At 41.6% G+C, this 21,805-nt stretch carries 14 protein-coding genes and 1 tRNA gene; 9 read left to right on the top strand and 6 right to left on the bottom strand.

Annotated elements, in window-relative coordinates; translation table 11 throughout:
- Positions 1-328 precede the first annotated feature (328 nt).
- On the bottom strand, positions 329-859 hold the full coding sequence (locus JWQ34_RS09440; RefSeq protein WP_299356852.1) for a gamma carbonic anhydrase family protein: 531 nt from the start codon (positions 857-859) through the stop codon (positions 329-331).
- A gap of 83 nt (positions 860-942) precedes the next feature.
- On the opposite strand from JWQ34_RS09440, the gene JWQ34_RS09435 reads away from it, so the two are divergent.
- Together JWQ34_RS09435 and JWQ34_RS09430 are read left to right on the top strand one after the other, a co-directional pair.
- Positions 943-1,479: a hypothetical protein gene (locus JWQ34_RS09435; RefSeq protein ID WP_299356850.1), complete on the top strand. Its 537-nt coding sequence runs from the start codon at positions 943-945 to the stop codon at positions 1,477-1,479.
- A gap of 10 nt (positions 1,480-1,489) precedes the next feature.
- Positions 1,490-1,562 (top strand) — tRNA-Gly (locus tag JWQ34_RS09430).
- 57 nt (positions 1,563-1,619) lie between these two features.
- Here the strand turns inward: JWQ34_RS09430 and nadB are convergent.
- The gene (gene nadB / locus JWQ34_RS09425) at positions 1,620-3,212 is read right to left on the bottom strand and encodes an L-aspartate oxidase (protein ID WP_299356848.1); all 1,593 of its coding nucleotides are present in this window, start codon (positions 3,210-3,212) and stop codon (positions 1,620-1,622) included.
- Between the two features lie 408 nt (positions 3,213-3,620).
- Between nadB and nadA the strand changes: the two genes are divergently transcribed.
- Positions 3,621-4,613 (top strand): quinolinate synthase NadA, encoded by a 993-nt coding sequence (gene nadA / locus JWQ34_RS09420; protein ID WP_299356846.1) that lies wholly within the window; start codon positions 3,621-3,623, stop codon positions 4,611-4,613.
- A 133-nt stretch (positions 4,614-4,746) separates the two neighbouring features.
- Here nadA and JWQ34_RS09415 read toward each other — a convergent pair whose 3' ends face one another.
- Positions 4,747-6,195, bottom strand: coding sequence for a DNA/RNA non-specific endonuclease (locus tag JWQ34_RS09415; RefSeq protein WP_299356844.1), 1,449 nt, complete (start codon positions 6,193-6,195; stop codon positions 4,747-4,749).
- A 292-nt stretch (positions 6,196-6,487) separates the two neighbouring features.
- Between JWQ34_RS09415 and thiL the strand changes: the two genes are divergently transcribed.
- Complete coding sequence (gene thiL / locus JWQ34_RS09410) at positions 6,488-7,537, top strand: thiamine-phosphate kinase (protein ID WP_299356842.1); 1,050 nt, start codon at positions 6,488-6,490, stop codon at positions 7,535-7,537.
- 137 nt (positions 7,538-7,674) lie between these two features.
- Here thiL and JWQ34_RS09405 read toward each other — a convergent pair whose 3' ends face one another.
- Together JWQ34_RS09405 and JWQ34_RS09400 are read right to left on the bottom strand one after the other, a co-directional pair.
- Entirely contained in the window at positions 7,675-9,192 is a 1,518-nt protein-coding gene (locus JWQ34_RS09405; protein WP_299356840.1) for a hypothetical protein, read from the bottom strand.
- Between the two features lie 5 nt (positions 9,193-9,197).
- On the bottom strand, positions 9,198-10,919 hold the full coding sequence (locus tag JWQ34_RS09400) for a PQQ-dependent sugar dehydrogenase (RefSeq protein WP_299356838.1): 1,722 nt from the start codon (positions 10,917-10,919) through the stop codon (positions 9,198-9,200).
- A gap of 193 nt (positions 10,920-11,112) precedes the next feature.
- Between JWQ34_RS09400 and JWQ34_RS09395 the strand changes: the two genes are divergently transcribed.
- Positions 11,113-13,257 carry a hypothetical protein gene (locus tag JWQ34_RS09395; protein ID WP_299356836.1) on the top strand — a complete coding sequence of 715 codons (2,145 nt, stop codon included), beginning with the start codon at positions 11,113-11,115 and terminating at the stop codon, positions 13,255-13,257.
- A 172-nt stretch (positions 13,258-13,429) separates the two neighbouring features.
- On the opposite strand, the gene JWQ34_RS09390 is transcribed toward JWQ34_RS09395, so the two are convergent.
- Positions 13,430-14,452 carry a GntR family transcriptional regulator gene (locus tag JWQ34_RS09390; protein WP_299356834.1) on the bottom strand — a complete coding sequence of 341 codons (1,023 nt, stop codon included), beginning with the start codon at positions 14,450-14,452 and terminating at the stop codon, positions 13,430-13,432.
- Between the two features lie 88 nt (positions 14,453-14,540).
- On the opposite strand from JWQ34_RS09390, the gene JWQ34_RS09385 reads away from it, so the two are divergent.
- Genes JWQ34_RS09385 through JWQ34_RS09370 form a run of 4 tightly spaced genes read left to right on the top strand, consistent with a single transcriptional unit; the run spans position 14,541 to position 21,804 of the window.
- Positions 14,541-17,243 (top strand): glycoside hydrolase family 78 protein, encoded by a 2,703-nt coding sequence (locus tag JWQ34_RS09385; protein WP_299356832.1) that lies wholly within the window; start codon positions 14,541-14,543, stop codon positions 17,241-17,243.
- Positions 17,244-17,252: 9 nt separating this feature from the next.
- Positions 17,253-18,380: an L-rhamnose/proton symporter RhaT gene (gene rhaT, locus JWQ34_RS09380; RefSeq protein WP_299356830.1), complete on the top strand. Its 1,128-nt coding sequence runs from the start codon at positions 17,253-17,255 to the stop codon at positions 18,378-18,380.
- Positions 18,381-18,408: 28 nt separating this feature from the next.
- Positions 18,409-20,529, top strand: a complete 2,121-nt coding sequence (locus JWQ34_RS09375; protein WP_299356828.1) for a bifunctional aldolase/short-chain dehydrogenase — start codon at positions 18,409-18,411, stop codon at positions 20,527-20,529.
- A gap of 6 nt (positions 20,530-20,535) precedes the next feature.
- Positions 20,536-21,804: an L-rhamnose isomerase gene (locus JWQ34_RS09370; protein WP_299356826.1), complete on the top strand. Its 1,269-nt coding sequence runs from the start codon at positions 20,536-20,538 to the stop codon at positions 21,802-21,804.
- The last annotated feature ends 1 nt before the right edge of the window (position 21,805 follow it).

Genomic DNA, 21,805 nt, shown 5'->3' with positions numbered 1-21,805 from the left:
GCTATTAAGAGGCTCCCCAATGTCATTAAGTTAAGAATGACCCCATCGGGGTCAAAGGTTGGTAGAAACATAAAGAGATTAAAAATACTGTGCCGTAGGTACAGAACTTCGCGAAGTTGCGTATCGATGGCACGCCTTTTATTTTATATTATCTTTTCTACCGACCTTTAGCACCTGACGGCGCTATCACAAAAAGTTATGAGCATTCTCATCTCGAACATAGTGAGAGATCTATACTTTTGTTAAGCAGAGTTTCCAATCTATGTATAGATTTTTCGCTACGCTCTAGGAATCGTTCTCTCTCGTACCTCGTTAGAAATGACAATTTTTATTGATTAATTCCCTCTTTTCCTTGAAACCAACCAGAATACATTACGTAATTATCCGGCAGTTTATTCAGCATGGTACGTTGCTCGTCTGTTAATGGTTTGATCTTTTTGGCGGGTATACCGGCATATAGATAGCCCGATTCGCAAACGGTGTTTTCTAATACCACTGAACCGGCCCCTATTATTACATATTCTTCTACAATGCTATTATCCATTACAATGGCACCCATGCCTACCAGGGTATGATCTTTTAGCGTACACCCATGTACTAAAGCGTTATGCCCTATTGAAACATAATTGCCAATGTTAGTAGCCGCTCCATTATAGGTGCAATGGATAACAGCTCCATCCTGAATGTTGGTATTATTGCCTATCCTGATATAATTAACATCGCCACGTATAACCGCGTTAAACCAAACCGAGCATTTATCGCCCATTATAACATCGCCAACTATGGTAGCGTTTTCGGCGATGAAGCAGTCTTTACCCCAGCTTGGGCTTTTATCTTTTACGGGTAGGATTACGGGCATAGTGTTAATGAGTGATTGAGTGAATTATTGAATGAGTGAATTTAGTAATTACAATTCTTTATATTTGATTAAACCTATTTACCATGAGAAACCTGATCATCATTACATTACTATTTTTTGGTACAAGCATTACTTGTTTGGCACAACAAGGTAAACTTAATAAAGATACATCCGCATTTGCAAAATCGCCTCTTTACATCATAAAATTTAAGAATCAAACTTTCAAACATTTATCCACGCCTATGATGAGTTTATTACCCCAGGCTGATATTCAGGAAATGGAAGTATTATCAGGTAAAAAGGCTGATTCCCTATATCACGGAGAGGGCAAAAATGGTGTGATCATTATTACTGTAAATAAAGAAGTTACTACTTTCACAAAAGATGCGTTATTTAAAAAATATAACATCAAGAAAACATACAAAGATTTGCCTTTGTATATAGATAGCGCCCTTACTTATAAGGCTGATAACAATATGTTTGTTATTGACCATATCAAGACCATAACCGTTGCTAAAGACAATGAAACCGGCAAGAAGTACATCAGCATTATAACAGACGTAGTAAAGTTTAAACCTGACCAAATGTTACCTATATTCGTGGTACAGGTGGTAAAGTAATATAAATAAAGCGGAAATAGCTCAGTTGGTAGAGCATCAGTTTCCCAAACTGAAGGCCGCGGGTTCGAATCCCGTTTTCCGCTCTGTCGCAAAGATTAGACTTACGAAGTTTTAAAAACTTCGTAAGTCTCGCTTCGTGCTTAAAATACCGTATCCTCCAAAACCTCCTGATGTTCAGGATAATCTGTAGTATAATGCAGCCCCCTACTCTCCTTGCGCATCATGGCAGATTTTACAACGATATAAGATACCTGGATTAAATTACGCAATTCGCAAAGTTTTACTGATAGCTTGGTTTGTTTGTAGAATGACTCTGTTTCTTCGTATAATAACCCTAAACGCCGCATGGCCCTTTCCAATCTGAAATCGGACCGGACAATACCTACATAATCATTCATCAGCTTTTGCATTTCGCGTACGTTGTGTGTAACCAATATATCTTCGTTGGATGATTTTACACCTTTCTCGTCCCAGTCGGGTATATTATCCGGGATAGTAATTGCATCAAATTTATCAATGGCATTTTTATAGATCCGGTGAGCAAATACTAATGCCTCTAATAAGGAATTAGACGCTAACCGGTTAGCGCCATGTAACCCTGTCGAAGAACATTCGCCGCAGGCATATAAACGCATAATAGATGATTGCCCATAATGATCGACCATTACACCGCCGCACATATAATGACAAGCCGGCGAAACGGGGATCATGTCCTTAGTCATATCAATACCTATCTCTAAACATTTGGCATATATATTCGGGAAATGCTGCAAAATATCTTTTTTACTACGATGACGGATATCCAGGTAAACATAATCCTCGCCCGATTTTTTTATCTCGGCATCAATGGCTCGTGCAACAATATCACGCGGGGCTAATGATCTGCGTTCGTCATATTCCTGCATAAACTCTTCTCCATTAGTCCGCTTTAATATCCCGCCAAAACCGCGTACTGCTTCTGATATTAGGAATGATGGATAATCGCCCGGATTATATAAAGCTGTCGGATGGAATTGGATAAACTCCATATTTCTAACTTTTCCTTTAGCACGATAAACCATGGCCACACCGTCACCGGTAGCTATAGTAGGATTAGTAGTAACCGAATATATATGCCCGGCACCACCAGATGCCATTACCGTAACTTTAGACAAAAATTTCTCTACCTGGTTAGTAACGGTATTTAAAGCATAAATCCCATAACAGGTAATATCATCAGATGATTTATCTACAAACTCGCCTAAATGATGTTGGGTAATTAAATCAACCGCAAAATAATGGGTCAGTATTTCAATATTAGGGTTTTTATGGATCTGTTCTAATAAGGAACGTTCAATTTCAAAACCGGTAATATCTTTATAATGCAGTACCCTAAATTCAGAGTGTCCACCTTCTTTTGCCAGGTCGTATAAGCCCTCGTTTGTCTTGTCAAAACTGGTTCCGTAATCAATAATTTCATTAATACGATCCGGTCCTTCCTTTACAACAATCTCCACAACTTCTTTATCACATAGTCCATCGCCGGCAATTAAGGTGTCATTAATGTGTTTATCAAACGAATCTTCCTTTTTATCAACAACTACTGCGACACCACCCTGGGCATATTTTGTGTTTGATTCGTCTTCGTTTGATTTTGTAACTATCAGTACCTTACCGTGTTTTGCGGCTTTTAGCGCAAAGCTTAGTCCGGCTATACCAGAACCAACAACCAGAAAATCCACAGATTTGGACATAGAATATGTGTTAGATGTGTAAAATTATAAAGTATGTTAACAACAGGCTTCAAAGATGTTAATTTTGTGTAAGCAAAAACCTAACAAATAATTAATTAGTGGATAACCTTACTTTTTTGTGATAATGGTAACAATTTTTAAGCGACTTTTGCGCTACTTTAACAACGAAACTAACATTATTAAAAGCAATAAAATATTAACAAATAAGTTTTTTAAATAAAAGTTGATTATCACAGTACTTTAATAATCAATACGATAAATAATAAAATTTATTAATTAACTGTTAGTAAATAGTTAAAAACAATATTTTAGTAAAAATGTACCACAACTTTTAAACATAACTAACACACCAATAACAATAGTTTCTTTTTATATAAAAAAATCATTGTTATTAATTGAATTGTTGAAATGGATATCTTCGAAGAAATAAAACTGAAAGGCTATGCCGAGGAATATATAGACCCAACGCTTGACCTTTTTGATGAAATAGAAAAACTTAAAAAACAGAAAAATGCGGTCATATTGGCTCACTACTATCAGGATGGGGATATACAAGATATTGCAGATTATATCGGCGATAGTTTGGGCTTATCGCAACAAGCTGCAAAAACCGATGCCGATATTATTGTTTTTGCCGGTGTACACTTCATGGCCGAAACAGCAAAGATCTTATCACCAACAAAAAAGGTTTTATTACCCGATGCAAAAGCAGGATGCTCATTAGCAGACAGTTGCCCGCCGCATTTGTTTAAAAAGTTTAAGGAGCAATACCCTGATCACCTGGTAATTACGTATGTTAATTGTACAGCCGAGTTAAAAGCTTTAAGCGATATAGTTTGTACATCAAGCAATGCGATACAGATTGTTGAAAGTTTACCAAGGGACCAAAAGATAATATTTGGACCTGATAAAAATTTAGGTGCTTATGTTGCTAAAAAAACAGGAAGAGATTTAGTGTTATGGAATGGTGCCTGTATGGTACATGAGATTTTTTCGAGAGAGAAAATTACCAAACTAAAAGAACGCTATCCTGGCGCTAAATTATTAGCCCATCCGGAATGTGAGGATGTTATATTGGAAATGGCAGATTATATTGGATCTACCACCGGGATATTAAAATATGCTACTAATCATCCGGATAAAGAGTTTATTGTTGCTACCGAGCCGGGTATAATACACCAGATGCAAAAGGATAACCCTGATAAGGTGTTTATACCGGCCCCACCAAACAATAATTGTGCATGTAATGATTGCCCTCACATGAAAAGAAATACGCTGGAGAAGCTTTATTTATGCCTTAAAAATGAACTACCGGAGATTGAAGTTCCGCAGGATATTATTAAAAGAGCGGTAGTACCAATTGAAAGAATGTTGGAGATATCAGCTAAACTTGGTTTATAACCCCGACTCTCTGAAGAGGAGTTGATCAGCATATTTATTGCTACACATAAAAAAGAAATCCCTTAGCTAACAACTAAGGGATTTCTTTTAAATAGTTACTTCAAAAAAGTACCTCCTTTAAGTGGCGGAGGGGTTACTGCCCTGCATCCTTTTTAACCTCAATAGCATCTTGTACAGCCTGTGGTAAATTTGATAATAAATTATAACCCGTAGCGGTTTCTATATCACGTACGGTAACTATATAATTTTTCCAGTCAGTGCCTATGCTGTTAATATTGGGTGTGTTAACGGCAATTACTCTTGTAGATGAAGTTACACGGCTGATATCACCGTTACCTACCGGTAAAATAACGGCTACTTTCCATACATTACTTGGTACGTTTACATGTCCGCTATTAATTGTATTAACAGTAGCACTACTGATTGAGCCAACGCCGCCTGTACCATAACTGCCCATTATAATATATACTTCATAGCCTGATGATACTTGCTGGCGTAAATAGCCTTCCAGGTTGTTCCAGGTTTGCTGATTATTTTGTGGAGCCTGTGGGATCATATTAGTCATAAGAAAAGTCGCAGAGTTTGCATTAACAGAACTGGTACGATCTGCAGACGGACAATTATGTCCTCTGTCAAATCCTGAACCGCTGTAACTATTACTTTGTACCGCATAAAATCCGGTAGCTAAACCACTAAAAGCCGCAAAATTATCTAAACGTGCTGTAGCATTAGTAGTATTACTAACATCTAAATGCCAGCTTACCCAGTTAGGTTCGCCTTTAGTACTATTATAAGATTCTACATAATAGCCCTGGTCAATTAAATAATTAGTGCTGGTAGTTAAAGAAGCCTGTGCGCCTGAAGGATTACCAAACAATAAATTACTATTATCTCCACTTGTTGGCGGAGCATCAGATCCAACAGTAACACCTCTTGGCGTTGTTGCCGATGTAGTTGATGTGGTATCTGACCCCGGGGTATCCGGTATACCTACAGTTATACCTGCATCGCCGCTACCTTTAAATGTAATATCGTCAATATTTATACGGATGGTTGCACTTGTTTTTTTTATCTCGAACCTAACTTTACCGGTAACGCTAACCTTGAATGAGTCGGTTACTAAAGTTGTACTTGTTTCACTAATATCAGTACCTACTTGTGTATAGGTAGCACCACCATCGGTTGACATTAATAATTGCCATGTTGAGTTTGCATCAGCGCCATATTTAGCATGTTTAATGCTTATTTGCTTTAAACCGTTAATATCAAAGTTCATATGTATATCACCGGTTTTTAACCTTACAGATTTTAATCCGTCTTTTACATCTGTGGCTAAATTACCTAGCAAGGCATCATTAAAATTCCATGAGCCAGTGTTAAGTGTTACATTTGCAGCTGCGTAACTACCCTTTGTACCGGCTTCAAAATCTTCAGTAATAGTATAGGGGGTTGCAACAGTTCCTGTGGTACCGGTTGTGCCTATAGTCCCGGGATTATCAACAGACCCTGAATTTTTTTTACAGCCCGCAATTGTTATAACAGATGCTAAGCCTGCATAGAAGAGTAGTTTTCTAAATTTCATAGATAAATGGTTTTTTGTTAAATATCGCAATCAAATGTTAATTGTACATTAACTTTTTAAACTCTGCTTTAATAAAAGCAAATAATGCACAACTTTTTTAACGCACAAAGTACCTAAAAAGTTGTTTCAAGAGTATTTACCTTATTTTGATATAAGCTTTCGTATTTTTGTGCGAAAATGATTTCACAGATTTTAAGAATGATTTCACAGATCAATGTAATAACAACAATCAGTGTAATCCAAAAGCAATAGATGAAATCATAACAATAATAATCAGTGAAACCATAACCATATGTTTGACAATAAAGAGAAAACGAATATAGAAGCTTTAGGCGAGTTCGGCCTTATCAACCACTTAACTAAAAATATTGAGCTGGTACAAAAAAGTACTATTAAAGGCGTAGGTGATGATGCCGCCGTGCTTGATTTTGAAGGAAAGCGAATGTTGGTGTCAACCGATATGCTGTTGGAAGGTATACATTTCGACTTAGCTTATACACCATTAAAGCACCTGGGCTATAAGGCCATACAGGTTAACCTGAGTGATATTTATGCTATGAATGGTACTGCTACCCAAGTAACGGTGTCAATAGGTATGTCAAGCAAATTCCCGATTGAAGCCGTTGAAGAGATATATGAGGGCATTTACGTAGCCTGCGAAAAATATGGTGTTGATTTGGTAGGTGGCGATACTTCATCATCAAAACAAGGTTTAGTATTAAGCGTAACTTCAATAGGTTATGCAAATGCCGAAGATGTGGTTTATAGAAACGGTGCGCAGGAAGGTGATCTGATATGTGTTTCCGGCGATTTAGGCGGCGCTTATGTCGGCTTACAATTATTGGAGCGTGAAAAATTGATCTATTTGGAAAACCCAAACATCCAACCCGATTTGGAAGGAAAAGATTATATAGTAGAGCGCCAACTAAAACCAGAAGCAAGAAGAGATATTATTGACCTGTTAAAAGAAATTAATGTTAAGCCTACAGCGATGATTGATGTATCAGACGGTTTAGCATCAGAGATTATGCACATCTGCAAGCAAAGCGTAAAAGGCTGTAGTATTTACGAAGAAAAAATTCCGCTTGACCCCATGACCTTTGAAACCGCCCGCGAGTTTAACCTGGACCCAACCATCTGCGCCCTGAGCGGCGGCGAAGATTACGAATTACTTTTCACCGTTAAACAAGCCGATTACGAAAAGATAAAGTTTAAAATGGATATCACCATTATTGGCCATATTACCGAGCCTGCCTCGGGTTGTAATTTGATCACTAAATCAGGTAATGTGCATCCATTGAAGGCACAGGGTTGGAATGCTTTCCCGAAGGATGAGAAATAAGAAAACGTATATATTAATAAAATATAACCCGTAAGGTTAACCCCTTTGTATAAAAGAGGTTTGCCCTAACGGGCATTTTGGTTATAAATCATACGTCTGTACACGCGGTAGTTGACTTGGCGGGGGCTGTTTACGTTCTACCCCTTCCCTGCAAAAAAATCTTTAACCGCTTTGCCGCCGCCTGCTATGTTAGGCAATTTCATTTCAGAATATTTGCGGGCGAAGATGATACCCTCGGCTCCGGCTTTTAAAGCTGTCATGGTTGATCGGTAGGCATCTTCGGGCGTGGTTTGTTTATTTTTGGCGGCGTTGGGGATATCGATATCTAATCCGGCATATATTTTACATTTACCTTGCACGCTATCTAACGCGCGTTTGGTTTCTTTGGCAACATAATCCTGCGGCATACCTTCTTTACCCAACGTGGTAAGGTCCATGTCCTGGTAATTCATAAAGCGATTGTTCAGTTTCAGATATTCCTCTTTTGACAAGTCGCCGAAAACGGTTGAGGCGTTGGAGTTGATATAACCCGCGTACCGCGAGCCGCCCACTATATTATAAATAACCGGCTTTATAAAATCAGCATAAGCCAAACGCTCATAAGGCATCTCGGCTTTGGTAAACGGACTTAAACTGTTAGAGTGCCAGATATGAAAACCCGCCTGTATAGAAGGCTTAGCTTCTTTGGCTGATTTGTACACATTGGCGTAAGTAGCGTGGTTGCCATCTGTCCATAATTTCTCGTAAGCCAATATCTCCGGGTAATTGGTCATGACGCGCCAAAACTCGGCGAAGTAACCATCAACCGGGCGCTGGCCCAAGGTTGATTTTTTAGTAAAATCTACCAGTTTAAGATAGCCTTCTAATGCCCGGGCAACATCAATTCCACGAGCTTTGGCAGCCTTGCGGTGATGTTCGCAAAAGCAGGTTATCCTTGCTGATGGCTTTTCGCCTTTAAAGGGGGCAATAGCATTATTAAACGGGCCTTGCCTTTCAGAACTCCACATCAACCCATCAATATCATAGCTTGAGCAAATATCCTTGGTCATGCCGCTTACAAAATTGATGTAGTCGGGGTTCAGGTCGCAGCAACTTTGTACATGCTGGCCGTAAATACCGGTTTCCTGTAGCTTGGCAATATTGGGTACGTCTTTATGCCAGGTAAAGCTATCCTGGTTAAAAACATAGGTTTTCAAGCCACGTTTTTTTGCTTCGGGGATAACTGCCGCCAGCATATCCCAATCGCCATGATCCGGAGCTTTGGTATCTTTTAAAATAGTGTTTTTATAAAATTGGGGATGCGGGGTAGCGTAGTTTCCACCTTTTAGGTCCTGGTATTCCAATTTGCCATGATCCGGGAACGGATAACCCTGGATCTGCCTGCCGGCAATGCCGCTATCATAGGTAAAAGTAGCCAGGAACAAGGTGTTGATCTGCCCGCTTTCCTGTATATTATCCAAAACCTTGTTAACACCTTCGTCTATAAAAGAGATAGCGCCAACTTGTATACCTACCAGCATATCGTTCTTGGGCTTTATGGGAGCGGCAAAAGCGTTTTTTGCCAGCATTGATGGTATCATTGCGCCGGCACCTAATGCCAAACTGCTTTGTACAAATTCCCTGCGGGAAATATCAGCCTTAGTTTCTTTTTCCATTTTATTTATAAGCTAGGGACACAATCTTTTATCTGCCAGATTTTACCATCTGTTTTGGCCCAGATGTAGAAAGCGTTGTTTTCGCCCAAGCCAAAACGCATATCGGCTTTAACATTTTTAACCATTTTAAGGAACGTTGATTGCTCGTTGCCAAACTCTAGATCGAATTCTTTAATAACGGCTTGTTTGCCCAATTTCAAGTCCGCAAGCTCGACATAGAATACCCGTCCTCTTACAATATCGCCAAAAATGTACTTGCCTTTCAGCATGGCGATGTCTCCGGTATAAACAAAACCCCCGGCTATAGAGTTGCCTTCGTCATGGTCATATTCGGTAACCGGATAGGTATACTTTGGATCATCATGCACAGGCAGGTTATAAATTGCGCTCTTCTTACCGTTAAAATTTAATACAAACGTGCCTTCGCGGGCGGGCCAGCCGTAGTTAAGGCCGGGTTTCAAAATATTAATTTCCTCTACCTTGGTATAACCAATATCAGAAACCAGTACTTTGCAATCAGGCGCCCAGGTAATTTTATTAGGGTTACGGAAACCGCGGGCATAAACCTCGCCCAAAATAGTTGGGTCGCCGGTTTTGGCCCAGGGATTACTTGCAGGGATGCCATATTTGCCGTTGCGGCTGTTCCTGCCCATTGGGTCTATACGTAGTACCGAACCCCTCGGCTCTGTCGAGCCATTGCAAAGCCACGGATAGCCCAATTCTCCCGAGCCACCATCACCCAGATCAATATACAGCAAGCCATAGCCTGGCATACCCGGTTTAAGTGTAGGGTCAAATATCATTTGCTGCATACCATGCATAGCCGATGGATTATTCAACCTAAACAGTTCGCGCGGGGTTGCTTCAAAAACAGCGGCTGTGGGGTCCTTAACCTTCCATTCGGTAACTATCCATTGTAAGGCAACGGGTATAGAATCGGCATAAGCAAAATCAGCCGGTGCCGAGTTTTTCTTTTCGGTATGGGTGGTGTACATTAACCCGTTCTTTAAAAAATCGGGATGAAAAGCAAATGTGCCCCAACCAGAACCTAACCCGGGCTCGGGCATCAATTTTGGCTTTTCTTTAGCCATATCCATTACCACGTTAAACTGTTTGTTTTTTATCTCGTATAGCTTACCACGCATATCCAGCATAAATAGGCGGTTGCCCTTATCGGTTTTTAAAACATAGGTTTGGTTAATACGTGTCAGCGGGTTTTTGGTGGATGTTGCTGGGGCGGTCGCCCATTCTTCCAACTTTAAGGTTAAGCCTGCTTTTGCAATTTTGGTTGGCATTGGGTCTTTAACCGGTGTGCCTAAATCGGCAGTGTTTATATAAACTTCGGCCACTTTTTTATGGGTGTTGATAAAAGATAGTAACGCGTTCAGATCAGAAGATGTTAACTGCGGATGCGCGGGCATAGGTACTTTAAAGTCGGCAAACAAAGCAGTAGCCCGTTTATTGCCGCTTTTGATAACGGATTGCGAGTTTGCTATGAACTTACTTAAATAGGCGTAAGATGCATCGGCAGTAACACCGGCCAAATCAGGGCCAATACCACGCTGCCTGAAGTTATGGCATTCGGCGCAGTTTTTTTGAAATAAAGCATCGCCTTTTTCAATAACTAGCTTACTGGCCGAATATGTTTTTACAACTTTCTTTTGTGCATAAGTAAAAGCACTTGTCAGTAAAAGCGCAAGCAAGAAACCGCTCTTTTTTGGGTTCATATAGGGTATTGTTATAGAATTTTTAATTGGTTGGTTATTAGAAAACTAATATATATAACAATGCCTAATTTTTGCACCGCGTATCAAATTAAATACAAAAACTATCATCAGATAGATGAGGAAGGTTATTACCGTCACATTGTACATCTTTGAAATAACCATATTATTGTAAACCAATATAATACGCCAACTTATGAATGCCTTTTGCCGTTACCAGCGTAAAATAGCTGTACCTGCTTTTTTTATCTGTTTGTTTTTTAATGTCGCCCTCATCGCGCAGCAAGTAAAAACCGGCACCATAGATCGTAAGGCTTTAGTTAGCCGCCATGATATATTTATAAAAGGCACAAAAATGTCTGGCCCAACGCAGGTGGGCAACGGCAGCTTCGCCTATAATTTTGATGCTACGGGCATGCAATCATTCACTGATAAATATGCAACGCTATCGCATTGGGGATGGAACAGCATTAAACCACCGGCGGGTTTAACTTTCACATCGTTTAAAAAGACATTATTAGATACGCATGGCCGCATGGTGCCTTATGAAATGGCCGATCCTAACCAGGCTGCTATGGGCGGTTGGCTGTCAAGCAACCCGCACCGTATTAATTTGGGCAGGATAGGTATGCAAATAAAAAAGGCTGATGGCAGTATTGCGCTGGTAAAAGACTTTGAGAACGCCACTCAACACCTAAACCTTTGGACCGGTATTGCCGAAATCAAGTTCACCGTTGAAGGCGAGGACGTAACGGTTATGACCGCTTGCGATGGCAATAAAGATATTGTAGGTTTTAAAATAGAATCGAACCTGGTTAAACAAGGCAGGCTGAGTCTGTTTATTGATTTCCCTTATGGTAACTTAACCATATTTAGCAATGCCTCTGATTATAACAAACCAACAGCCCATCAAACACAATTAATAACCACCGGCAAAAACAGCGTTTTGTTTGACAGAACGTTAGATAGTATAGCTTACCAGGTGGCCTGCCAATGGACGAGCAATACTACTATAGCAAAACAAAAAGAACATCGCTACACTATATCGCCTGATAATTCGAGCTCGACTATAGAATATGTTTTTGATTTTTCGCCAACCAAAATTAATTACCAGATACCATCATTTACGCAAATTGTTACCGGCAGCACCGCGCATTGGTTAACATTCTGGAAAAGCGGCGGCGCTATTGACCTATCGGCAAGTAAAGATGCGCGTTGGTTTGAGTTAGAAAGACGCATCGTGCTATCGCAGTATGATATGGCTATTAACGCGTCTGGTAAATATCCACCACAGGAAACCGGGTTAGTAAGCAATACCTGGTTTGGCCGGGCGCATTACGAAATGTATTGGTGGCACGCTGCCCACTATGCTTTATGGAACCGCTGGCCCGAGTTGAACAACAGTCTGCATGTTTATAATGATAACTTAAAATATGCCATGAAGCGAGCCGCCGGGCAGGGTTACCTGGGTGCACGCTGGCCTAAATGCCCCAACCTATTTAACGGCGAAGAATGGCCCGATGACAAAAACCATGCTTTCCTGGTATGGCAACAACCGCACCCCATATTTTTTGCCGAACTGGATTACAAAGCACACCCTACGCTGGCAACGCTAAAGAAATGGGATAACGTTGTTGAGCAAACCGCGAATTTTTTATCAACCTACGCTTTTTTTGACAAGACTCGTAACCAATATGTACTTGGCCCACCCATACGCGTGGTGTCTGAGAACAATGATATTTTTACGACTGAAAACCCCGCATTTGATCTTTCTTACTGGCGATTTGGTCTGCAAACGGCTCAGCAATGGCGCAAACGCTTAAAATTAAAACCCAATGCAACGTGGGATAAAGTGATGAAAAACTTATCGCCTATACCGATGAAAGATAGTTTGTATGAGCAATGGGAAAACATAGAAAACCCGTGGACCAAGTTTAACTATGAGCATCCGGCCTTGATGGGGATATATGGTGTTTTACCGGGCAATGGTGTCAATCTGGCTATCATGGAAAAAACCTATCAAAAAGTACAGGACGTTTGGATCTGGGATAAATGCTGGGGCTGGGATTTCCCGATGGTGGCCATGAGCGCTGCAAGGTTAGGGCACCCCAAAGACGCCGTGAAAATGCTTTTACACCCATCTCCTAAATTTGGTTTTGATGAGCATGGCTTTGTTGGCGGCGGTAACCCGTATCCTTATTTTCCATCAAACGGCGGCTTGTTATACGCCGTAGCTATGATGACCGCAGGTTGGAACGGCGACAAAAACGCACACCAGCCCGGCTGGCCAAAAGATGGATCATGGGTGGTTAAATGGGAAGGGTTGAGTAAGGCGTTATAGAGCGGCGATAACTCACCCGGTCTTTGCTGCGCTCGACCACCCTCTCTTCGCCTTCGGCGGAAAGAGGGTTATTAAAATTTATTGTTAAATGTTTTGCGTTGCCCTCTTTCCGCGCAACGAAGAGAGGGCCGACCAGCATAGCGTAGTCGGGGTGAGTCAACGGCGCGCGTTCCTACAGTGAATCCCTCAGCGTAACCTTAAACGGTATAGCCACATGTTCTTTGGTGTTATTCAGCGCCATTTCTGCGGCTTTCTCGCCCATCATCTTAAAATCTGTTGATATGGTAGTGATACCGTTCAGGATGATCTTTTTTAGCGGGGTTTCGTTGTAAGATATTACGCCTATATCCTGGCCTACCTTTAATTTACTGCTGATGATCTTTTCTACCAGCTCCACCAGGTCGTCCTCCATTAAATTGATATAGACAGTGCCTGATTGTAAAGTTTCGTTGGCCAGTTCATGGATAGTGGCATACTCAAAAGCATACTGCCTGCAAAAGTTAATAAAGCCTTTTAAAATCTCCTTAGGATAATAACTATGTTCGGGGAATATGATCTTTAAGGTATGGTACTTGCTTAGCTTATCTAAAAGTTGCGTTAACGCGTTATAAATATCCTGCTCAAAGTTTTCATAAACAGCGCCAAAATCGCCGGTGATGTTTTCCAGCCTGTCCATCAATATTAATTTGTCCTTTGGCAATTCATTGATCACCGCGCGGGCACTATCCGTACTCTCAGTAAAATGCGGAACAATGATTAGCTTCGAGTAATGGTCTATATTACCGGTAAGCAATTTTTTAAAGAAGTTAAAATTGCTGTTATAGATATAAAAGTCGATAGCGGCATTACTGCCCAACACCTCGGCAAAAGCATCATAAATAATTTTTTTATGGCTGCTTAGTTTATTAAACAACAGTAAAACTTTTATAGGCTGATTAAACTGTGTGTTGCTTATAAAGTATCCCTTGCCTGCAACCGAGCTGATAACATTGTATTTTCTTAATTCTTTATAGGCCCGCTCTATGGTGTTACGGGCAACTTCCAGCGCGATGCTCAGATCGTTTATAGAAGGTAAAATATCGTCTTTTTCTATCTTCTCCTCCTCAATACCACGCAATATGCTGTTGCAGATCTGCAAGTACTTTGGGGTAATAGAATGCTCATCTATCTGAATAATTTTTAGATAATTTTTCATCTTAAATAATAGGACAGTAGGTGATGGTTAACCAAAATCATTTTTGTTAACTTGCCTTAACCAATTATACATCCTTTTTTAAATAACAATGAGAAAAGTTTTCTTTTTATTTATTGGCATACTTGCCGTGCAAATATCAATGGCGCAAGTCAAGGTTCAACGTTTAATGACAGAGAATCTGCCAAACCCTAATAGTATTGATGCCCCGTCTCCCCGCTTTAGCTGGCAGTTAGATGCCGGTACCGCACGTGACGTAATGCAAACCGCTTACGAGATCAAGGTATTAGAAGCAGGCAAGGGCTCGGTTTGGAATCCCGGCAAAATAGCCGGCGATCAATCTATGTACATTACTTATAAAGGCAGCCCATTACAATCCGGTCAAAAATACACCTGGCAGGTTAGGGTTTGGGATAACAAAGGCAAGGCTTCCGGTTGGAGTACGGCTTCTTTCCAAATGGGCCTATTAACTGAAGCTGATTGGAAAGGGCAATGGATAACACAAAGCGCACCCGAAGAAGCATCGCGGCCAAGTCCTCTTTTTAGAAAAGGATTTACTGTCGCAAAAAAGATCAAATCTGCAACAGCCTATATTACAGCCCATGGTTTATACGAAGCGCATATAAATGGCCAACGTGTTGGTACAGATTATCTTACACCCGGCTATACCAGCTATAATAAACGCCTGCAATACCAGGCTTATGATGTTACTAATCTGTTAAAACCAGGTGCTAACGCTGTAGGCGCAGCATTGGGAAGCGGTTGGTATCGTGGTATTTATGGTATTGGTACCAGGCACGAAATATATGGCAAAGACATTGCGTTGCTATTTCAACTAAACATAACCTTTACCGATGGCACCACGGCAGTTATTGGCTCAGACAATACCTGGAAAACTTCTACCGGCGAAGTGCGTTCGGCAGAAATCTATAATGGTTCTGTTATCGATGCCCGGAAAGAGCAAAAAGGTTGGTCGACAGCTGGATTTGATGATAAAAACTGGGCTGCCGTAGCGGTACAGAGCTATCCTAAAAACATGTTGATAGCTACCGTTAACGAGCCTGTTAAAAAGCATGAAGTGTTTAAGTCAATTAAAATATTCACCACGCCAAAAGGCGAAAAGGTTATTGATTTTGGACAGAACCTGGTTGGCTGGGTGAAATTTAAGGTTAAAGGTAACGCCGGCGATAAAATCGTGATATCGCACGCAGAGGTAATGGACAAAGTGGGCAATTTCTATACGGACAACTTACGTGATGCCAAGTGCCAAAACACCTTTATATTAAAAGGTGGTGCCGAAGAAACTTTCGAGCCTCAGTTTACCTGGCAGGGATTTAGATATATTCGGATAGAAGGATATCCCGGCGAGATTAAACCGGAGGATTTTACGGCTACAGCTGTTTATTCGGACATGCCGGTTACCGGTACATTTAGCTGTTCAAACCCATTGATCAACCAATTACAACATAATATAGAATGGGGCCAACGCGGGAACTTTATTGATATCCCTACCGATTGCCCGCAGCGTGACGAGCGTTTAGGTTGGACAGGCGATGCGCAGGTGTTTTCGCGCACTGCTACTTATAACATGAACGCACATAACTTTTTTGCCAAATGGTTAAAAGATGTTGCTTTAGATCAATTTGCCGATGGCAGCGTGCCACATGTTATTCCGGATGCTTTTGACAACGGCAAACCATCAGGCGGTGGCGGCAGCGCGGGCTGGTCAGACGTGGCAACTATTGTTCCGTGGAATATGTATTTGGCTTATGGCGATAAAGAGATATTGGCCAATCAGTACAGCAGCATGAAAGCATGGGTTGATTGTATGAAAGGCAGAAGTCATAATAATCTTTGGAACACCGGCGGCCACTTTGGCGACTGGTTGTTTTACACCCGTAATGATGATAACGATGGCACCGCGGCCATCACCAGTAAATATTTAATAGCGCAATGCTTTTATGCTTATTCGACCCAATTGCTGATAAATGCCGCTAAGGTTTTAGGTAAAACCGATGATGAGGCGACTTACACCAAACTACTTGCCGATGTTAAAACTGCTTATATTAAAGAGTATGTTACACCAAACGGACTGATATCATCTGATACCCAAACAGCTTACGTTTTGGCGCTGCAGTTTGATATGCTGCCGGAGAACTTAAGGGCGCAAGCGGCGCAAAGATTGGCAGACAACGTTAGGCGTTACGGCAACCACTTAACCACCGGCTTTTTGGGTACGCCATATTTGTGCAGCGCGCTTAGTCGTTTTGGGCATGCCGATGTTGCGTTTACATTGTTACTACAGCCAAACTATCCATCATGGTTATACCCTATTAAAATGGGCGCTACTACCATTTGGGAAAGATGGAATGGCATACATCCAGACGGTACGCTTGAAGTACCTTCCATGAACTCGTACAACCACTATGCCTACGGCGCTATTGGCGACTGGATGTATCGTACGGTTGCGGGCCTTGACACCAAGACCGACCAGGTAGGTTATAAAGGCATCATCATTAAGCCAACCATTGGCGGTAATTTAACAACCGTAGCCGCAGATTATGAAACACCTTACGGCAAAGCAAGGTCACATTGGAAAATTGAAGGCAGTAACTTAACGCTGGATGTAACTATCCCGGCAAATACCACCGCTACTGTTTACGTACCAACAAAAGGCGATAACGCGGTTACCGAAAACGGAAAACCGGTTACAAAAGCAGCCGATCAAATAGCGGGTTATACCGCGGTAAACGTTGGTTCGGGCAATTATCATTTTAGCACATTAATGCAATAATTTAAAAATATGGAAGTAATTTTCGGTGTAATTTTTCACTTTATCGGCGGCTTTGCCTCGGGTAGTTTTTATATCCCTTACAAAAAAGTTAAAGGCTGGGCCTGGGAAAGTTTCTGGATAGTTGGCGGGATCTTCTCGTGGCTGATCGTACCGCCGCTGGCGGCTTATTTAACCGTTCCGCATTTTATGGAGATCATTAAGGCTACCAATGGCGGCATCCTTGGTTTAACTTATTTCTTTGGTTTATTGTGGGGGATAGGCGGCTTAACTTATGGTTTAGGTGTGCGCTACTTAGGTGTATCATTAGGCAGTACCATTATATTGGGTTTATGTTCGGTATTTGGCGCGTTAGTTCCGGCAATTTACTATGAGTTTGCCCCAAAAATGGGTAAGGATAGCATTGGCATGTTGGCTTCAAGTCATTGGGGGCAGATTGTGCTGATAGGTATAGCGGTGTGCGTTCTCGGCATTATTATTTGCGGCCGTGCAGGTACTTTAAAAGAGCGTGACCTGAATAAAAAAGGCGCGGTAGCTAACGAAAATAAAGACTATCGCTTTGGTATGGGTATTTTTGTAGCCATTGTATCGGGTGTATTAAGCGCTTGCTTCGCTTTCGGTATTGATGCCGGGGCAGATATGGCAAACGCAGCTAACGCAGCCTGGAGAGAAGCTAACCATATTACAGACAGCGCCAATTTCTTGTACAAAAACAACGTTACTTATATAGTGATACTTTGGGGAGGTTTAACCACCAACTTTATATGGTGCATGATATTAAATGCCCGCAACAAAACATTTGGTAATTATACTGATAGTAAAACGCCGTTATTGAAAAATTATATCTTCTCGGCTTTAGCCGGAACAACCTGGTTCTTACAATTCTTCTTTTATGGCATGGGCGAAAGTAAATTAGGCAACGGTGCCAGCTCATGGATACTACACATGGCCTTTATTATATTGGTAGCTAACATGTGGGGTATTGTGTTAAAAGAGTGGAAAACCGTAAGCAATAAGGCATTTACAACCCTTATCATCGGTATTGTAACCATTATACTATCGGTTGTTTTGGTAGGCTATGGCAATAATTTAAAGGATAAAGAAGCACCAAAAACAGCAGCAATTAAAGCAATTAAATAATAAACGATCAACACAAAACGAGTAAATAATGTCTATCAAAGAAACAATTTTTAAGCATGTAAGCTATTTATGGGACGATGCGGAAGCTGCAAAGCTTGCCGGTGATGAAGTGGCTTTGCTCATATATCGTTCAAACCTTTTAGGCGCCGATTTGCGGTTAACCAACTACGGCGGCGGTAATACTTCCTGCAAAGCAATGGCGAAAGATCCATTGACCGGAGAGTCGGTAGAGGTAATGTGGATCAAAGGCTCGGGTGGTGACATTGGAACGTTGAAAAAAAGCGGGCTAGCGGCTTTATATGTAGATAAATTACGCAGCCTTAAAAACGTTTACCGAGGGTTGGAGCATGAGGATGAAATGGTAGAGTTGTTTAACCATACCATTTATGACCTGGCTTCGAAAGCGCCATCTATAGATACCCCGCTACATGGATTTTTACCCTTTAAACATATTGACCACCTGCATCCTGATGCGGCAATCGCCATAGCGGCAGCAAAAGATGGCAAGCAAATTACCGCCGATCTTTTTAAAGGAAAAATAGGTTGGGTTGAATGGCAGAAACCGGGCTTTGAACTGGGCCTGCAATTAAAGGCCTGTTTAGATGCTAATCCGGGTATTCGTGGTATCATGTTAGGCTCGCACGGGTTATTTACCTGGGGCGATACCGCTTATGAAAGCTATATCAATACCCTTGAAGTAATAGAACAATGCGCCGAATACCTGGAGCAAAACTATGGCAAAAAAGGACCAGTTTTTGGCGGTGCCAAAATACAAAGCCTGGACGAAGCCGGTCGCAAAAAACAAGCGGTTGCTTTAGCGCCAATATTACGCGGGTTCTGCTCGTCAAAACAAAATATGATCGGTCATTTTACGGATGATGCGCGTGTGTTAGAGTTTATCAACTCAAACGATTTAGACAGATTAGCTCCACTTGGCACCAGCTGCCCGGATCACTTTTTAAGAACTAAGATTAGTCCGTTAGTATTGGAACTTGGAAAAGACGAGGATCTGAGTGATGTAAAAGCGCTTAAAACACGCCTTGCTCCTGCGTTTGATGCTTACCGCGCCATGTACACCGAGTATTATGAAACCTGCAAGCATGCAAACAGCCCTGCTATCCGCGATGCTAACCCGGTTGTTATTTTATATCCGGGCGTGGGTATGTTCACTTTTGCTAAAGACAAACAAACAGCACGAGTTGCTGCCGAGTTTTACACCAACGCCATCAACGTAATGAAGGGCGCGGAGGCTATTTCTGATTATACCTCCTTACCAAGACAAGAGGCATTTAATATAGAATACTGGTTACTAGAAGAGGCCAAGCTGCAACGTATGCCTAAGCCAAAAGCTTTATCGGGCCGCGTGGCCTTGGTTACCGGCAGCGCGGGTGGTATAGGTAAAGCTATCGCCAAAAAATTTGCCGAAGAAGGTGCAGTTGTAGTACTAAATGATATGAATGCCGAACGTTTGGAAGGTGCCGGCGAAGAGTTTAAAAAACTATTTGGCAAAGACGCTTATACTACAGCGATACTTAATGTTACCAAGGCAGACCAAATTGCCGATGCCGTAGCTCAGGCTATATTAGCTTTCGGCGGGATAGACCTGATCGTAAACAACGCCGGCTTATCTATCTCTAAAACCATTGGCGATCATACCGAACAGGACTGGGACCTGATATATGATGTATTAGTGAAAGGACAATTCCTGGTAACACAGGCTGCTACTGCTGTTATGCAGAAACAGGATATTGGCGGCGACATTATTAATATCGTAAGTAAAAATGCTTTAGTAAGTGGGCCAAATAATGCCGGTTATGGCAGCGCCAAAGCGGCTCAATTACACCTAAGCAGGCTAAATGCGGCAGAATTAGGCGGCGATAAGATTAGGGTTAATGTGGTTAATCCTGACGCGGTAATTAGCGACAGTAATATATGGGCCGGTGGTTGGGCCGAAGGCCGCGCCAAGGCTTATGGCATAACCGTTGCTGAATTGCCTGCATACTATGCCAAACGCACCTTATTAAATGAAGTGATTTTACCTGTTGATATTGCCAACGCTTGCTTTGCTTTTGCGGGTGGGCTATTAGGTAAATCAACCGGGAATGTTTTAAATGTTGATGGCGGTGTTGCCGCTGCATTTGTAAGATAATATACTATGGAACAGCAAAAAATTGATGAATTTAATCATCAGCATATAAAAGACCACCAGCGCAAATTTAATTTTGTTGCCGAGGATGTTACTAAACTGGATGAGGTACTGCAAAAACTGCAGGCATTTAACATTGCCATACCAAGCTGGGCTTTAGGTACCGGCGGTACACGATTTGGCCGTTTCTCAGGCGGTGGTGAGCCTCGTAATCTGGAGGAAAAGATAAGTGACGTGGGTATGATCCATGCGCTTAATCGCTCAAGCAATTCTATATCGTTACACATCCCCTGGGATATCCCTGAAAATGCTACGGCTATAAAAGCTCATGCCGCGCAATACGGTTTGCATTTTGACGCGGTAAATTCTAACACTTTCCAGGATCAGAAAGATGCTAAACTGAGCTATAAATTTGGCTCATTACATCATACAGATAAAGCGGTACGCGACCAGGCCATTGCACACAATATCGAAGTAATTAAATACGGTGTAGAGTTGGGCTCAAACGCTTTGTCGGTTTGGTTGTCTGATGGGTCAAACTTTCCGGGGCAACTAAATTTTCGTAAAGCGTTCCAGAATACTTTAGATAGCCTTCAGCAAATTTATGCTGCCCTGCCTGATGATTGGAAAGTATGGATAGAGTATAAACCATTCGAGCCTAACTTCTACTCGACCACTATTGGTGACTGGGGACAATCTCACCTATTAGCCTCAAAACTGGGAAAAAAAGCATTGACGCTGGTCGACCTTGGTCACCACCTGCCCAATACCAATATAGAGCAAATAGTTTCTTTATTGCTGATGGAGCAAAAGCTGGCCGGTTTCCATTTTAATGATTCAAAATATGGCGATGATGACCTTACCGTAGGCAGCATTAATCCATACCAATTGTTCCTGATATTTAATGAACTGGTTGAAGGCATGGATGCTCGTGGATTAAATCATGCTACTGGTATTGGTTGGATGATAGACGCATCACATAACGTAAAAGATCCGATCGAGGATTTGATACAATCTGTAGAAGCCATAAAAATTGCCTACGCGCAAGCATTATTGGTTGATACCAAAGCATTGGTTGACGCACAGCAAAACAATGATGTTGCCAAAGCTCAAGAGATCTTACAGGCTGCTTACCGTACCGATGTACGCTCGTTAATTGCCGAGGCTCGTTTACGTTCTGGCGGCGCTTTAGATCCGATAGGGTTATACCGTAGTGGGGCAGTGCGCGACAGCTTAATTAAACAACGTGGCGCAAAAACCGTAGCAACTGGTTTATAGC

The sequence above is a fragment of the Mucilaginibacter sp. genome, from assembly GCF_028288185.1.
GTDB lineage: Bacteria > Bacteroidota > Bacteroidia > Sphingobacteriales > Sphingobacteriaceae > Mucilaginibacter.
Note: the sequence above shows the minus strand (reverse complement) of the source record. Positions and strands in the feature narration are given on the sequence as shown.

Excerpts from the sequence above, each read along its gene's own strand:
- JWQ34_RS09370 (WP_299356826.1), top strand. The coding sequence starts at position 20,536 with ATGGAACAGCAAAAAATTGATGAATTTAATCATCAGCATATAAAAGAC.
- JWQ34_RS09385 (WP_299356832.1), top strand. The coding sequence starts at position 14,541 with ATGAGAAAAGTTTTCTTTTTATTTATTGGCATACTTGCCGTGCAAATA.
- JWQ34_RS09375 (WP_299356828.1), top strand. The coding sequence starts at position 18,409 with ATGTCTATCAAAGAAACAATTTTTAAGCATGTAAGCTATTTATGGGAC.
- JWQ34_RS09405 (WP_299356840.1), bottom strand. The coding sequence starts at position 9,192 with ATGGAAAAAGAAACTAAGGCTGATATTTCCCGCAGGGAATTTGTACAA.
- nadA (WP_299356846.1), top strand. The coding sequence starts at position 3,621 with ATGGATATCTTCGAAGAAATAAAACTGAAAGGCTATGCCGAGGAATAT.
- JWQ34_RS09440 (WP_299356852.1), bottom strand. The coding sequence starts at position 859 with ATGCCCGTAATCCTACCCGTAAAAGATAAAAGCCCAAGCTGGGGTAAA.
- JWQ34_RS09435 (WP_299356850.1), top strand. The coding sequence starts at position 943 with ATGAGAAACCTGATCATCATTACATTACTATTTTTTGGTACAAGCATT.
- nadB (WP_299356848.1), bottom strand. The coding sequence starts at position 3,212 with ATGTCCAAATCTGTGGATTTTCTGGTTGTTGGTTCTGGTATAGCCGGA.
- JWQ34_RS09395 (WP_299356836.1), top strand. The coding sequence starts at position 11,113 with ATGAATGCCTTTTGCCGTTACCAGCGTAAAATAGCTGTACCTGCTTTT.
- JWQ34_RS09400 (WP_299356838.1), bottom strand. The coding sequence starts at position 10,919 with ATGAACCCAAAAAAGAGCGGTTTCTTGCTTGCGCTTTTACTGACAAGT.
- JWQ34_RS09390 (WP_299356834.1), bottom strand. The coding sequence starts at position 14,452 with ATGAAAAATTATCTAAAAATTATTCAGATAGATGAGCATTCTATTACC.
- thiL (WP_299356842.1), top strand. The coding sequence starts at position 6,488 with ATGTTTGACAATAAAGAGAAAACGAATATAGAAGCTTTAGGCGAGTTC.
- JWQ34_RS09415 (WP_299356844.1), bottom strand. The coding sequence starts at position 6,195 with ATGAAATTTAGAAAACTACTCTTCTATGCAGGCTTAGCATCTGTTATA.
- rhaT (WP_299356830.1), top strand. The coding sequence starts at position 17,253 with ATGGAAGTAATTTTCGGTGTAATTTTTCACTTTATCGGCGGCTTTGCC.